This is a genomic window from Marinoscillum pacificum (assembly GCF_024714495.1).
Classification (GTDB): domain Bacteria; phylum Bacteroidota; class Bacteroidia; order Cytophagales; family Cyclobacteriaceae; genus Marinoscillum; species Marinoscillum pacificum.
This window is the reverse complement of the sequence record NZ_JAMZMJ010000013.1, coordinates 40354-56681: the sequence shown is the minus strand read 5'-3', so window position 1 is coordinate 56681 and position 16328 is coordinate 40354. Positions and strand designations below refer to the sequence as shown.

11 protein-coding genes are annotated in these 16328 nt (G+C 42.4%); all 11 read right to left on the bottom strand.

Features of this window, described 5'->3' with window-relative positions; genetic code table 11:
* Positions 1-19 precede the first annotated feature (19 nt).
* The 11 genes from NXS00_RS21835 to NXS00_RS21785 all read right to left on the bottom strand — a co-directional run bounded on the left by NXS00_RS21835 (position 20) and on the right by NXS00_RS21785 (position 16317).
* Positions 20-2995: a PQQ-dependent sugar dehydrogenase gene (locus tag NXS00_RS21835; RefSeq protein ID WP_258101407.1), complete on the bottom strand. Its 2976-nt coding sequence runs from the start codon at positions 2993-2995 to the stop codon at positions 20-22.
* Positions 2996-4198 carry an AGE family epimerase/isomerase gene (locus NXS00_RS21830; protein WP_258101406.1) on the bottom strand — a complete coding sequence of 401 codons (1203 nt, stop codon included), beginning with the start codon at positions 4196-4198 and terminating at the stop codon, positions 2996-2998.
* A gap of 93 nt (positions 4199-4291) precedes the next feature.
* Positions 4292-5149, bottom strand: coding sequence for an alpha/beta hydrolase (locus NXS00_RS21825; protein ID WP_258101492.1), 858 nt, complete (start codon positions 5147-5149; stop codon positions 4292-4294).
* A 68-nt stretch (positions 5150-5217) separates the two neighbouring features.
* On the bottom strand, positions 5218-6603 hold the full coding sequence (locus NXS00_RS21820) for an MFS transporter (protein ID WP_258101405.1): 1386 nt from the start codon (positions 6601-6603) through the stop codon (positions 5218-5220).
* Between the two features lie 150 nt (positions 6604-6753).
* Complete coding sequence (locus NXS00_RS21815; RefSeq protein WP_258101404.1) at positions 6754-7944, bottom strand: glycoside hydrolase family 130 protein; 1191 nt, start codon at positions 7942-7944, stop codon at positions 6754-6756.
* Between the two features lie 126 nt (positions 7945-8070).
* On the bottom strand, positions 8071-9771 hold the full coding sequence (locus NXS00_RS21810; RefSeq protein ID WP_258101403.1) for a DUF5060 domain-containing protein: 1701 nt from the start codon (positions 9769-9771) through the stop codon (positions 8071-8073).
* A 19-nt stretch (positions 9772-9790) separates the two neighbouring features.
* Positions 9791-10747, bottom strand: a complete 957-nt coding sequence (locus tag NXS00_RS21805) for a glycoside hydrolase family 26 protein (protein ID WP_258101402.1) — start codon at positions 10745-10747, stop codon at positions 9791-9793.
* 60 nt (positions 10748-10807) lie between these two features.
* Positions 10808-12514: a carbohydrate-binding protein gene (locus NXS00_RS21800; protein ID WP_258101401.1), complete on the bottom strand. Its 1707-nt coding sequence runs from the start codon at positions 12512-12514 to the stop codon at positions 10808-10810.
* 58 nt (positions 12515-12572) lie between these two features.
* Positions 12573-13754, bottom strand: coding sequence for a glycoside hydrolase family 26 protein (locus NXS00_RS21795; protein WP_258101400.1), 1182 nt, complete (start codon positions 13752-13754; stop codon positions 12573-12575).
* A 98-nt stretch (positions 13755-13852) separates the two neighbouring features.
* Complete coding sequence (locus NXS00_RS21790; protein WP_258101399.1) at positions 13853-14794, bottom strand: hypothetical protein; 942 nt, start codon at positions 14792-14794, stop codon at positions 13853-13855.
* A gap of 23 nt (positions 14795-14817) precedes the next feature.
* On the bottom strand, positions 14818-16317 hold the full coding sequence (locus tag NXS00_RS21785) for a RagB/SusD family nutrient uptake outer membrane protein (protein WP_258101398.1): 1500 nt from the start codon (positions 16315-16317) through the stop codon (positions 14818-14820).
* Positions 16318-16328 lie beyond the last annotated feature (11 nt).

Here is a 16328-nt window from a genome sequence, read left to right as displayed (position 1 = left end):
TGAGTTTCAGTTCTATGTTTTAGGTTCCAGGAATTGATTCAGGTGATTGTAGTTCAAAATGAATTGCATCTACCGTGAGCTCATCACCAGTTTCAAAAATGAAGTACAAATCATGAACTCCAGATTGATCAACAGGCAGTTTCATTGATCCTTCAGCATTATAAGTTACAGCATTCACTGTTTTTCCATCAGGTGAATCCAATACCAACTTCAAAGTACCTGCGGCCTTCGAGAAACCTTCCATAGTAACGGAGGTGACATTGCTTAAATCAATCGATTCATATTTCAGCATTGCTTGATCTCCATTCTTCCTCACGGTACGTTCGTCACCATCTTCTATTCCACCTTGCACTTCAAATCCCAAAAGATCGTCGGCTAATTCCGCCTGCAATATCGGTGGCACGAGCGTAACCTCATCTTTAGCTGAAAGACTTATTTGCCCTCCTCGATCCGTGTAAGATGCTTCAATTCTGATCTTTTTAAGAGATTCACGAGTGGTATTAACATATGCTCTAAGCTCAGCTTTCTCACTCTCTGCCGGTGGTGGATCATTAACCGTAAAGATGTACTTCACAATTTCTCTAGCCGCTTTCATGCTGAAGTTCGGATGCGCAATCATCATCCCATCTCCCCAAACGCCAGAGCCACCATTGATAATTTTCTTCGCCAGAATATCCATTTGGATGTAATCCTGATCATACTTGTCGGCAATTTGTTTAAAGCTTGGCCCGATGGATTTTTCGTCCAGTTTGTGGCAACTTTTACAGTCACTACTTTGAATCAATTGCAAACCTGGAGAAAGACCTTCTGCATCCAAAAGTCCTATTTGAGCCAGACTTGCTGCTGCTCTATTGTCACTGCCCTCATAGGCCGTCATTATGACGGTTACTGAACCTTCAGAAACCCCTTCATTCAACGCTCCATCTTCTGAATCTCTCACTCCTACACTGTAATAGAATGGAGTACCTGGCTGATAAAAACTAGAGTTAACCGGGAATCCAATTTTGACTTCAGGCTTGGTGTTACCAGCTGTGATGGTCTTTTTAAACGAACCCTTTGCTCCATCAGGGTCGCTTACTTCCAATTCAATATCGAACTTGCCTGACTGATTGAAAGTATAGGACAATTTAGATCCGCTCAATTCCTCACCATTGATAGACCAGCTATAAGTCAACTCCTGACCATCTGGATCTGAAGAAGCTTCGGCGTTCAAATCTATGGTCAATGGTAACGCTCCATTATCAGTAGAGGCCTCAAAATTCGCTACAGGAGGTCTGTTTCCATTCACAAAACTCAACTTGATCAGTTTAGAATCATGATTGTCTGTGAAGTAGCCTATTCCATATTCCAGCACATACAATGTTCCATCCGGACCAAAAGCCATAGAAATAGGTGATGCTAATACTGAGTTATCTAGAAGTGGCTCTATAGACTGAAAATTACCTTCTTCATCCTGACTAACTACTTTGATCCAATCCCTAGCCCAATCAAAGGCAACCAATTTTTCATCATAATACGCTGGAAACTCATAGCCATGTTTTCTAGCTTCTCTGTAATTATAAACACCACCAGCTCCGGTTGACCTTGATCCTTTCCCTACACCTGGAAACAAAGGATTTTCATCAAACGAATAATAAACCATGGCTGGAACGGCAGGTGGCAGATCCACAATTCCCGTGTTGTTAACCGAAGTGTTTTTAGGATGTGCCGGATCAAATCTTGGTCCTAGCTCCAACGTCTCAAAGTCATAATCCGCATAGGCAAGGTTATTGGCATTGAAATATGGCCAACCATAGTTCCCTGGAGCTTTCGCAAAATTGATTTCATCATGTGCAGAAGGCCCACGTTCGGAAGTAACATTACCATCTGGTCCTACATCTCCCCAGTACAACCAATCTCTATCCAGATTATATGCCATGGTAAATGGATTACGAGCACCCATCACGTAGATTTCTGGCAATCCTTGTGAACCATCTTTTGGAAACAGGTTTCCATCAGGAATGGTATAGCTACCATCTTTCTCCGGATGAATTCTTAATACTTTACCTCTTTTGTCATTGCTATTAGAGGAAGACTTCTGTGAATCAAATGGAGATCTACCTGGACGCTCATCCAAAGGTGTAAATCCATCAGATGCTCTGGAAAACGTATTATCTCCGGTACTGATGTACAGGTTTCCGTGTCGGTCAAACATGATGTCTCCAGCCGAATGACAACACTCTTCTCTTTGGGTCGGAATTTCAATAATTAGCTGCTCCGTACATAAGTGCAGACTGTCTGGTGTTAGCGTAAATCGAGAGATATGCTGTTTTGGTTCGTCACCGGGTGGTGAATAGAAAATATAAGCCCACTGATTTTCTGAAAAGTTAGGATCCAGAGCAATTCCAAGGAGTCCATCCTCTTCACCTGTGTACACATCCATCTGAGTGATTTGACGTGTTTGATCTGTCCCCGGATTGTAGGTATGAATCTGTCCTTTACGCTCAATCCAGTAAACCAACGAATTTTCTGTCACCACAATATCCATTGGCTCCGCAAGTGGCGCAACCAAAACCTCTCTAACCAATCGATCTAATCCTGGAGCGGCTGGTGAGGTAACTTTATCATAATTGAGTGATGCTTTAGAAAGATCAAGTTTGTCGCACTGGATAGCAGCAGCACCTGATGCTAAGAATGGTTTGATTTGTCCCCAGTTGTAGATAGTATCACGACAGCTAAATGAAACCAATCCTCCTGCTTCCAAATAACGCTCCACATAACTTCGCTCTTTGAAAGTGAGGTCATTCACATCAACATTGATCAGCAAATGACCAGCATCTTGCAAATCAGACTCGGAAATTTCCTGAACTTGAATAACTGATTCAAAAGCATCATTTTGAACCGATTCCGGTCCTCTAACGATTAAATTGGAACCTGTTTTTTGACATGCAATCACCAAAAAGGTGATAACCATTAGTTTAACAATTGAAAATCCTTTTTTTGCTGTGTTAATCATTTACCCTAGTCTGTTCATAATCTCAATCATTGCACGGCCATTGTGGTAGGGGCATTTCCAAGGGCCGGCTTTATCTTCCTGATAATCAATATCACCGTGACGATTGACCTTCCAATGCCACTCACCATCTTTATCCATTATATACGTGCGAATAAACGTCCAAACTCGTTTCATTTGAACCATATACTCCTCATTTCCAGTAATTTGCCACGCATTAATCAAGCCAACCAACGCTTCTGCCTGTGGCCACCAATGCTTATCATCATCAGTTATTCCCTCTGGGCCAGCTTCATTCATCAGACCTCCATCAGTATCCAAACCTTTAAGAGCTGCATCAGTCATTTTAATGGCAATTTGATTGACTCGCTCTATCAACTCTTCGTCACCCAACACTTCAGTGGCCTCACATAAAAGCCAGGCACCTTCTATATCGTGCCCAAAGGATATCTCATGAGATAGCAACTCCCATTTGTCTGTAAAAAACAGATTGAAATGCCCCTGATCATTAACAAATCGATCAAGCATTACTTCAATCAAATTCTTAAGACGTCCCTTTAACTTCTGGTCTGGCCAAATGCGGTACAAATTAGTGTATGCCTCCAACACATGAAGATGGGTATTCATGGTCTTATCAGCATTCATATCCTTATCACTAAGTCTTACGTCGGCTAATTTTCCCCATTGAGCATTTAGAGCCTCCAGGTAGCCATTGTTCAGCACATCATAGGTGTGCTCTTCCATCAATTCAAATATTCGTAAACAAAAGTCCTTTGCCCGCTTGTATTCGTTGATCTTATGGTACTCTGACAAAGCATAAATCGCAAAGGCCTGCGCATAGGTTTGCTTCTTATCTGATACTACCTGCCCTTGATTATCAAGAGACCAGAAAACACCACCATTTTTGAAGTCGATGAAATACTTCGCGATGTATTCATAGGCTCTGTCTGCCATCAACTTATGCTTAGGATTACCAGTAATCTGATAAGCCGCTGAGTAGGTCCAAAGGATTCTTGTATTGAGAATAACTGCTTTATCTGCTTGCTCATGCAACTTGCCCTGACCATCAATTCGACCATAGAAGCCACCCATTGGGTCCACCATCTTTCTTGACCAAAAGCTCAGAATATTATCATTCAGCACATTTATACACTCTCTAGCAAAACTCAAGTGTACTTTTGTTTCAGGTTTTTGTGTCTTCATCATTCAACAAGGCATGTCTACAACTGCTCCACAATCTCTCAATTTATGAAATTATTTCAGCTACATCTTCTTCGATATTTTTCAAAATATCTCTGCTTAGTATTGATGAAAAGCATCAGAAACAAACCCTAACACCACTGGTAATGAGGCTCTCCAATAGGTCCAGGTGTGACCACCATCTCTAACTCGATACTCATGCTTAACTCCGGCTTTGGTCATGGCGATATGCATCAAACTGTTACCTTCAAAAAGAAAGTCATCATCACCACAATCAATAAACCAACGAATAGAATTCAACTCTTCGACAGTACGCTCCTTCATTAGATCCAGAGCATTGTTCTTTTTGCGATAAGCTTCTAAGGTTTCATCACCAAGTTTCTTTTCTTCTTCAGGCATCCAACGTTTCATACTTTCCAAATCCAGTGCACCTACATAAGCACTTAATGGACATGCTGAGGAAAACAACTCTGGATGACGCATGGCATACATGAAAGTACCTCCACCTCCCATGGACAAACCTGCAATAGCTCTGAAGCGTTTCTCACCTTTAATTCTGTACGTTTTCTCTACATGCGGTATCAATTCTTCAAAGAAGAAGTCCTCATACCTCCACTTGTTGTCAATGGAATTGAAATAGCCCATGCGCTCAGTATCCGCATCTGGCATCACAATAATCATTGGAGTGGCTGTACCATTTTTTATCGCTTCGTCAGCGATTCTTCTCACCTCTCCAAACTGTACCCAACCAGTGTGATTGTCTGTTGCTCCATGAAGTAAATAAAGTACAGGATAGCTTCTTTGCGAAGACTCATAGTCAGGCGGAAGGTAGACGGCAAATTTTCGTTGAGACTTGAGGATCTTACTTTCTACAGTAAGGTTATCAAACACTTTTCCGTATTGGGCAAATGCACTTACGGCAGCTAGCATCAGAGCTAGCGACAAAAGCTTTTTCATCATCTATTGGGTATCGAGGTTAAAAAACATCTATAAGTTACTATTTGTAATTGACTGTAGAAAATCCATTACTCTGAAGCGGCATTCAATTCATCCTTCACTTTCAGCATGAATGACTCATCTAGTTTGTACAATCTCATGAACCCAAAGGAAATCAATGCGCCAACACCTGCAATTACACTGATCATCAAACGAATACCCAAAAGTGCTTCATCAGACTGCTCCACATTCGGCTCAAAGCCAAATCCCGCCAACAACCAACCAGAGATGGCTCCTCCGAGTGTCCACCCAAATTTTTGAGACATAGACGAGGAAGAGAACACCAAACCTGTTGCTCTGCGCCCCGTTTTCCATTCTGAGTAATCAGCAATATCAGCATACATGGACCAGCCCAATGGAAGGATAATCCCAGCGGTGATTCCAATGAGTACATTCAAACCAAAGATTAAGAAAATCTGATCACTGGAAATGAAAAAGAACAAGAAACTCAACCCTGCAGAAATCAAAGCTGCCCAACTAAAAGTAGCTTTTTTACCAAACCTTGCCGCAACTGGCTTAGCCAAAAGAACCCCCAAAATATTGGTTCCCAACCATACTGACATGTATACGGATGACAAAGCTGTTGCTGAAGCCTCGAAAGAGTTGCCGAACAAGTTCAGGGTCTGATCTTTCACGTAATATTTAAAGTAAAACAGAATGGAACCATCTCGAAGTGAATTGAAAATCAAAATGAAAATATTAGCTCCTAACATAATGAACCATGGCGCGTTTTTAGCCAGATCTTTCAAGTCGTCTTTCAGAGAGTTCTTTTCTTCTTTTGGTGGAGCTAAACGCTCCCTTGTACCTGCAAAAGTCAGGATAAACAACACCGCAGCTACTATTGCATAAACCCCAATAGTCATTTGATATCCAGTAGCCTGATCTCCTCCTTCACTAAAATAAGCCACCAACGAATTGGCGGAAGCTGTCACAAACAATCCACCAGAAAATGCACCAATAAATCTCCACGAAGCTAGCGAAGTACGTTCCACACTATCGCCGGTCATCACTGCCATCAATGAACCGTAAGGCACATTTACAGCAGTATAAGCCATCATCATCAGCGTGTAAGTAATGTAAGCATAAACTAACTTACCATCAGCTGTGAGATCTGGTGTAGTGAATGTCAAGACACCAATAATTCCAAATGGAACCGCTCCAAAGAGCAGAAATGGTCGAAACTTACCCCATCTCGTTTTGGTTCGATCAGAAATGATTCCCATCATTGGATCATTCAGCGCATCCCACACACGAGTCACTAAGAACATGGTACCTACAGCCGCAGCTGAGATACCAAACACATCGGTGTAGAAAAATAACAGGAACATGGAGAAAAGCTTCCAAAACATGGACGAGGCAAAATCACCTAATCCATAGGAAATCTTCTCTTTGATACTAATGGTTGAGTTGTTCATGTGATTAAATATTTAAATAAGATTTTTCTCTATTTGCCAACATTGCCCCGACCCTAAAGGGTGACTAAAAATCTCCCCTTTAGGGAATAAAAGGGCTTTATCTGCAACTTCTCCTTTTTTGAAAAATCTTTATTTCTTTACTATTCAGTCTTATTTTAAGCCATTGGCCTTAAGGAAAGCCAGGTTGCTGTCAATTAATTGATTTCTGGTTTGAACACTCGCATATGATCTCAAACCATCTTCCGGTGTGTTTTTGCAATAATCCACTAGCTTGTCTACTGTAGAAGTAGCCACATGCATGCGCGTATCTGAGGATGCATAGTAGATGTACACATCGCCATTATCCTTCGCGATCCAGCCGTTCGTAAACAGCACATTGGATACATCTCCAACTCGCTCGTCATCCTGAGGTCCCATGAAATGCCCTGCAGGTCGGTGGATTACTTTAGTTGGATCTTCTAAAGCAGTCATGAACATGTATAGGGTATAGCGCAATCCAGCGGCAGTGTTTCTCACACCATGCGCCAGGTGCAACCATCCGTCTTTGGTTTTGATTGGAACAGGTCCTTGCCCGTTCTTTACCTCTTTAATCGTATGATACACCTTCGGATCGATGATTTGCTCGTTGGAAACCACGGCTTTTTCCATGGACTCTACCAAAGCCCAGCCGATTCCACCACCTTTACCTGCATCGATAAAGCCATCTTGTGGACGGGTGTACAAGGCATACCTCCCATTAACAAACTCAGGATGAAGTACCACATTTCGTTGTTGGCTTCCTCCAGAATCTAAATCTGCTAGTCGCTCCCATTCAACTAAATCTTTGGTTCGAGCAATGCCACATTTAGCAGTAGCTGCTGACTGATCAGATTCAGGTGCGGTAAGATCTCTTCTTTCTGTACAGAACAAGCCATAAATCCATCCATCTTCATGTCCCGTCAAACGCATGTCGTACACGTTAGTGTCCGGCTCATCCGTCTCCGGAAGAGTGATTGGGTGATCCCAAAATCTAAAGTTATCGACCCCATTGTCACTTTCCGCAACTGCAAAAAACGATTTACGATCATAGCCTTCTGCTCTTACCACCAAGCAAAACTTCCCATTGAACTCGATGGCACCTGAATTGAAAGCCGCGTTCATCCCTTGACGCTCCATCATGTATGGATTGGTCTCAGGATTCAAATCATACCTCCAGATCACCGGAGTATGCCTGTCCGTAAGAATTGGATTTTTATAGCGCTGATAAACTCCTGTCGTCTCAGCTAAAGGTTCGTTTTTCTCACTCAAAAATTGCTCGTGTTCTGCAAGCAACGCCTTCACTTTTTCTAACGATTGACTCATTGATTATATACTATTGATATTTTGATCTCTTTAATGTGTTGACAATGAATTTGGCTCATTTTTAATATTCCACTAAATCCATAGTCATTTTAAGCCCTTATTTTGACGAATTGATCCTGTCACCATTCATTCTGACACCTTTGTCAAGACAAAAAGCGTTTCATCAAACCCTTCCATACTTACTTGCGGAAGCGTCAATTGACCTGTAGACTCCATTACCCCTGCGCTTGATCGGATTAAGTTATCCGGGTTGAATGAAGCTAACTGGTAGCTTCCTGCTGGCAAGTCGATCAAGACCTGTTCAGTTTGCGGAGCAGTATCGTTGTTGAGAATCACCACAAAGTATTTATCCCCACACTTTACCGCATAGCTTTCCAAAACTTCAGAAGAGGTTGAGATTTGCTCAAAAGACCCGTTACCTGCTTCTAGCATTTCATCGCTGATCTGGCGAACACCTCTGAAGTATGGCGTCATTCCACGCTCATCAAAAAATTCCCACCACCAGGTCATCGGTAATATTGGAGTAGGATTGAACAGCCCGTACCAAAGCCCTCTTCGATAATCATAATCAGATTCTTCAGCAAATTCTGAGAAATCCAGGTTCCAATCCCATTCATACCCAAACTCTCCCCAGACAAAAGGCTTCTGGTATTCTGCCACGTATTGATTGATCAAGCCTGGAATCTGTTCCGTCTTCTTGTAGATGTGTCGCTGAGCGATATCAATATCCTTTACTTGAAACATTCCTTCAATCTCACGGTGTGACACACTGGTTGTCACAATATGTTTGTAGGGATCAGTTGCTTTGATATAAGCACTCATCTCAGCATGCCAGTCAGTAACATATTTATGAGGAATTCGAATGCTGTCATGAGGTGTCCGCGTGAATACGGAGTTATCAATCTCATTGAAAAACTCCCAGGCACCTAAATGGGTACTGTATCCCCATCTAGCAATGAGGAATCGAAACTTGTTTTTCGACATTTTGCGTGCCTCCTCATTTCTGAAAAAATCGGTTGGCGTTTCAGCTGGACCTCCATTGATCTTATTGTATCGATTATGCTCCCAACCTCCATTTTGAATCAATGCGCCGTGTGTGTCCATGGCAAGCATCACATACAAGCCAAGAGAATCACACTTATCAATAAACTCATCCATCTTCTGGATTCCTTCCGGGTGGAAGTAAGCATCAGAATCTTTGTATCGATCCGTAGGACCAATCTTTTGCCAGAAAACTGGCAAATCCCATGAGCACATCCAGGTACGGAAGAAATTGGCTCCGTTTTGAGATAAGGTTGGCAACAAGTAGTCGTAAGTGTATTTGGGATCTTCGTAATCTCTGGCTTCCCACCCTACATTTTCTCCGATTCCACGGAAGGGTTTTCCAGAATCAAATTTCAATGTCCAGTAGTCGTTAACATGCAAAAATCCATCGCTTTCACCTGCAGATACGATCATATCTTTTGAGGCAGTTTCGTCGATCACGTCTTTACTTTTTACCATAAAAAGATACGTGTAGACTCCTTCCTCTGCAGGTGCAAATCGTGCTCTGAATGCTGTTGATTGTTTAGTAGACGTATTGGGTTCGTAATAACATGGAAGGGTGATTTCTTTACCGGAAGGAGCTGTCAATTTCATATCTACAGCCACTTCCTCCTGATCATAGGCGTTTTCATACACCGCATTGACCTGCAACTCAAACTCTGCCTTTTGGTATTGGTTAATCTCTTCAAAATATCGTTTTTCCGAAAGAAAATAAGAGTCTTCACAGCTGAGTAACCCACCTGCTATGACCACTGAAAAAAGTATGTTAAAAATCTGTTTCATGTTTAAGTGGATTTGATGGTTACCAACCCGGCATTTCATCTCTACTGATGACTCGTTGATGGTTGTAGGTATCCTGAATTTCTTCTTCCGAATTACTCTCCTTTACCAGCTCTGCCCAGGGCATGAAAAACACCCATCTTGGTTGTTCTTTGATTACTTTTTTCGATGGCATTTTCATGCATTCACCTATTGCCATTGGCTTATCTCCTACAATTGGCAGGATGTAGTCATACCACGACTTATCATAGCCTCCATCATAGATATCAAAAGCAAAAACATCCCAATAGTCATTTCCAGGATTGTATTCCTCAAAATCTCGACTCATATCCTGCATGTCCCACACCCAGATTAGATTGGACAACCCTTTTTCTTTTTCAAAGTAATCATGGGTTTGTCTATATAATTCTGCAGTACCTTTTTCACCTTTGCGACCAGCCCACCAGAAAAGCCCCTGATTCATTTCATGAAATGGTCTAAACAAAACCACTACTCCTTTATCTTCTAAATACTGTAAGTAGACAGCTACATCATCCATACGCTTCTTCCAGGTGGTATTCAACTCAGTGCCTTCCGTTATCAAGTCTTCCCATTGCTGATCATCTAGCTGGGCATTGAGTAGCCCCGGATCCCAACCACATGGCTCGCCCATATCGGGCGGACACCCGTGCCACATGAGATTGATGATGGCGCCATTATTCCATTGCTTCTCCGCTTCTTTGATCATCTTCCAGCGATTATCAATATTCTCTTGCTGAAAGAGGAAATCCCCACTCCAGAGCGCTGGATACTTGCCGGTGGTTTCATAGATATAATCCGTCCACTTCGTTGGCTCAATATTCGGTTCTTTATTGTGCTGTCCTGCGATGATCTGCTTACCTGAAATGCTATACAGGTAATCAAGCACTTGCTGCTTGTTTTGGGCTTGCACCCAAAAAGCTCCCAGTATCAGGAGCATTAGCAATGGTTGTCTTTTCATTTGATATGTTGATTTTAACAAGTCACCCGGACCGCTGGTCCAGGTGACTGATACTTATAATTATTCTTTGATCAGCTTACCTGAAGCTGCATTCCTCCCTGACTGATATTGGAAGAAGTAATTTCCCTTCGACACAATTGAACCTGCTCCATTAGCACCGTCCCAAATCACTTCCTTTTGGTTACTCAAGTGATCCATATTGAGTGTTCGAATGACATTCCCTGATACATCAAAGATTCTTACCGTAAAGTCTGTTTCACCATCCCATTCCACTGGAATAGCCACTTCTTTGGTAAAAGGATTCGGGTAAGCCCGGAGTTTTTGCTGAGTAGCCAACTCTGTCGTCGGTTCCGCAATACGAGATCCCGATGCTGGGGTAATTGCCCACCAATTGAGGTTCCAGCCACCAGCATTTGCCTTAATTCCAAATGACTGTGTACCTGCATTCAGATAAACTGTCTGATAAATGGTGGTCCAAGTCTGCCATCCACCAGTAGCAGGCACATTGATGGTTCCATAAACAGGGCCTCCTCCGGCTTGCTCCAGTTGAATCACTCCACCTCCATTTTGGCTCGCTACTCGATAAGCAATGCTGTAGTTGCCACTTGATGGGATATTGATGCCATCATAAGTCAACCAATCTCCAGCATCAACCCAACCAACATTCTGGTTTCCACCTCCAGGATCGCTAGTTGGCTCTGTTTGGATGCCAGACATGTTATTGTAACTCTCGGCCTGGATGTATTGCGTACCGCCAGTACCACCGCCCCCATTTTGCCAGCTGCCTGTACCATTCCAACCCGGCATTTCGTCTAATACACGAACTTTTCCAGACCAGAAGATGTCTTGAATTTTCTGATTAGAGTTTCCAGAAAAAGTTAACTCTGACCATCCCATGAAGAATGTCCACAGTGGTTGTTGATTCAAAAGATTAACCGCTGGTAAATCTTCACATTCGCCAATGCCGATAGGTTTACCAGCGGCCTTATTGACTAATGCGTTGTATTTGGATGAAGAATAGCCCTGACCATCGGACCAATACATATCCATGGTTAAGACATCCCAATAATTCCATCCCGGATCATAGTTATTCAGGTCACTGGAAAGCGATCCAAAATCCTGCAAATTCCACACCCAGATAAGATTTGATAACCCTTTGGTGTATGTGAAATAGTCATGAGTCAATCGATAAAGTGCAGCAGTTCCTCCAGAACCTGGTCTTCCACCCCACCAAAACATTCCCTGATTCATTTCATGAAGTGGACGGAAAAACACTTCCACTCCTGCGTTCTCCAATTGCTGTAAAAGTGTAGCTACTTCGTCCATCATGGCCTTCCATCGGTTATTGATTGCAGTTCCATTAGTGAGAAGATCATTCCATTGACTATTGGAAAGATTTGCCAGGACACCATTTCCATCCCAGTTACATGCTTCTCCACTTACAGGATTACAAGCATGCCACATCAGATTAATCATAGCGCCGTTATTCCATTCATTAATCACTTGATTGATCATGGTTTGACGATCGTCTATTTCCCATGACTCAAACATGAAATCTGAACTGTAAAGACCTGGCCAATCTCCAGTAATGGAATTGAGTTGCTGGCTGTACTGGTTAGGATTGCTGATAGGTTGACGGTTGTGTATACCTCCAATGGTCGTGTTGCCGCGGATGCTATACAAATAGTTGAGTGACTCATAAGGAGTCTGTGCGAAACTGCTTATAGCAAGCAGCATCAGCACACCAATGATTCTTAATGATTTCATCGTGTAATTGGTTTATGTGAGTATTAAATCAGATGAATAGTCCTATTATTCCGGCTGATCAATTCACTGTTACACCTGTTGCCATCGTATACATATCAGGAAGATCCTGACTGAATATGGTAAATGAACTCTCATAGAAATCGACAAAATCATCAGCGGAGGCGTGTCCAGCCCAGGGTCCATAGTAGTGATATCCACCATACTGAGGATCATATTTGTTCCTCCACATTACTACTAAACTGATGTCTTTTCCTATGATTGGCGTGAGTATCTCCTGAGTCCAATATTTGGCATATTCCTGACCATTATTATCTCTTACACCTTCAATACCCGTTTCCGTCACTCCACATGGTTTGAGTTTTTCCTTAGAGAGTGCAGCTAAATTTTTCACATTACTAGCAAGTGCATCGGTATTCGTTCCATGGTAACTATCCATACCAATAAAATCCACATACTCATCTCCAGGCCACCTGTATAGCAACCTTTGTGAAGATGCCACTCCATCCAACTGAGGAGAAATAGCGAAAATGAGATTGTGCACATTTTTATCCTGTGTTAGGTAGTTCACTGTAAACCTCCAGAAGTCAATAAACTCATCTTGAGTTGTACACTGACTTCCCCACCAGGACCAACCTTGGGTATGTTCATGATATGGTCTAAAGATGATTGGGATCAAAACTCCATTTTCATCTTTCAGGTTATTGACAAAGTCTGCCAAACGATCTAACCATACCTTGTATTTGATGTTGGTCTCACTTCCAGAAGTGAGGATTTCTTTTACAACTGTCACATTGGAATTATCCCAGGAATCACCTCCTGTGAGAGGATTGTTTAAGTGTGCACAGGCTGTAATGACTTCACCCCTTGCTCTCGCTTCCAAAATAGTGCGTCTACGATCATCATTGAGATCACTGGTTTCATGTCGATCATCCATGATCTCTGCAAAGTCTACGCTAAAAACTGCCGGGTAGTCTCCACATACTTCTTTCGTATCAGATCTCCCAGCTTCAGCATACCAATCTCGACCATAAATAAGATCATCGTGGTGTCCAAACATAAATCCCTCAGACTGCAGTCTCCATAAATTGGAGTAGAGCGCCCTGGTGATTTCCGTAGCATTTGGATCCGCTAGAGTAAGAGTGACCTCTTGATTTTCTGGTTCCTTCTGTGGAATCTCAGGCTCATCAACAGGAGAACATGAAAACGCAATGATTATGGCAAGTAGACTGAAATACTTCATTTTGGAAGTGGTTGTAATGATAATTTGGTAAGCAAACCGTTTGCCTTCCACTCAAGTGAGCGGAAGACACAACGTTTGCACGTATGAAGAAGTAAGTTTTACTGTCTTTTCAGATCTATCCAGAACGTTCTAGGCTTTCTAACAAACTTGTCATAGTCGGAATAGATTTTTTCCCAGTCGTCAGTTCCGTTTAGTTCAAATTGGAAAGCTTGATTGTCCACCGTTTTGGTTTGATCAAACCCTAAGTCAACGGTAGTGGAAGATTCCACAAACACTCCCTGTGTGGTCGTACCATCCGCGAAAGTGAATGTCACCATCCCTGTGGCATAGTTTCGTTCCCATTGTCCTTCACCGGCAGGTATTTTTCTGTAGAACCCATTCACATTCGTCGGTGGATCCAATACGTATTGAAAGTCAGCGTATGCTCCATCTGCACCCGCATTGTTAACGATCGTTCCAAAGCTATTTCCAGCATCAGTAAATCCGGTTAACTCCAGCGTAATGGTGTTATCCATTTCAGCTGCAGGCCCACCATTTTCTGGCCATACCCATGGCTTATCCGTCATTGCCAGAACAGCACCACCACCATATTCAGGTCCAGTTCCACCCCAAACCACTAAGTTGGAAATCGCATAAGTACCTAATATAGTTTCAGTGAATGGCTCGGCAATCACGGTATAATCGCGCTTCATTCCAGTTGGAGAAGTAACGGTAATTACCGCACTGTTAGATGCATTTTCGAAATTGAGTGCTTCCCCAACTTTCACAGAAGATGCTGCATCATAAGACAACACCAGATTGCTCAAGGCGATATTGCTAAAATCCGGTACTGCATCTACATTGATCCCTACAGTGATGGTTCCAGTATTGTCACCGTCTCTTACGATTTCGGCAGCACCCACCTGGTTTTCAAACTTAATGTTGAGAATACTTCTTTCGTTGTTCCAATCTCCTTCTTCAAACTCCTTAAAAGGATCTTTGACACAAGAAAACTGCGCTACTACTGCTAGTAGTAAGAATATTTTGATTGTATTTTTCATGTCTATTGAACTTTTGGAGTGAATTAATCTAAACCTTGATTGAGGTCTAACTCAATTTGTGGAATTGGATAATATGCCACCTGCTCATCAGACAGACCCGCTGCTTCTTCAACCAAATCATTTACTCGATTGAATCTTCTAAGGTCATACAGTCTATTTCCTTCATACATCAATTCCCAGCTTCTCTCCTGCCATACCGCTTCCCTAAAATCAGCTAGTGACAACCCTGGAGCAAGATCCCCCAGGCCAGCTCTGTTTCTGATGAAATTCACCGCAGCATACGCTTCGGCTGTAGGGCCAGCAGCCTCTGCATATACCAAAGCGATATCCGAGTATCTCAATAAATAAGGCTTGGTACTTGTCTTATCAGTAATGAAATGTGGATCGACATATTTTCTGGAGAATCGGTAAGGAATGGCTCCCGGGTATGTCGCGATACTATTGCCATCAGCGTCAAAAACCTCAGCTACTAACAACTCCTGACCTCTGGCATCAGTAGCGTCAAAAGTGTTGTAAAATGTCTCACTGGTTTGGAATACCGACCAGCCATCGTGAGACACGGTCATTGTTCCATCACTATTATCCAAATAGATATCTCCACCAGCAATGTATGGAATGAACAACTTCGAAATTTTCGAATAATCTCCTTCGATAGTTCCGGAACGATCCATTGACATCAAGAAGATATGCTCTGGTCCTTTTGGTTGATCTACATCATAGATATCTAAGAGATTGTCATCAAATCCGAAAGTTGATTGATCCGTTAGTACTTCATTCGCAAAAAAGGCTGCACTATCGTATAATGTGCTGACATCCAATGCCAATGCATCGTATTTTGGCACACCATGTTCCTTAGCTGATGCCATATGCAAGTAGGTTTTAGCCGCCAATGCAGCTGCTGCAACTCTATCTGCTCTTCCTGTTGTTTGGTATTCGGTAAGAAGCTCCTGAGCTCTTCTAGCATCCGCCAGGATAAGATCGTAGACTTCCTGTAGACCATTTGCAAGTGGAGCGGATGTTTCATCCAAAGAACCTACCAATGTTTTGTGCATTGGCACTTCTCCAAAGTTTCTTACCAGATTGAAGTAATTCCATGCTCTCAAGAAATGCGCTTCTCCCAGATATTTGTTTTTCAAGTCATCCTCAATGGGCGCATTCGGAATATTCTCCAAAATAGCATTGGATCTATTGATCGCGATGTAAGCATACTTGAAGAAGTTCACCAAACTTCTGTTAGTAGAGAAATTATCTACTTTCCAGTTATTCAGATCCTGTGCATCTGCACCTTCATCTGCTTTTGGTCCGCACTCATCTGTCGGCATGTCTCCAAGGAAAAACACAGTTCTTGAGTACTCCAGGAACGTCAACGCATCATAGGCATAAGTAATTGCTGCCTCAGCATCCTCAGCCGACTGGTAGAAGTTTTCTTCTGAATAGAAACCATATGGTTCCTCTGTTAGATCACAGGCATTGGCCATTAAAAGACCAACAATTATCAAAGTATAGTATCTAAGTTTCATCATTGTGTCTTTCA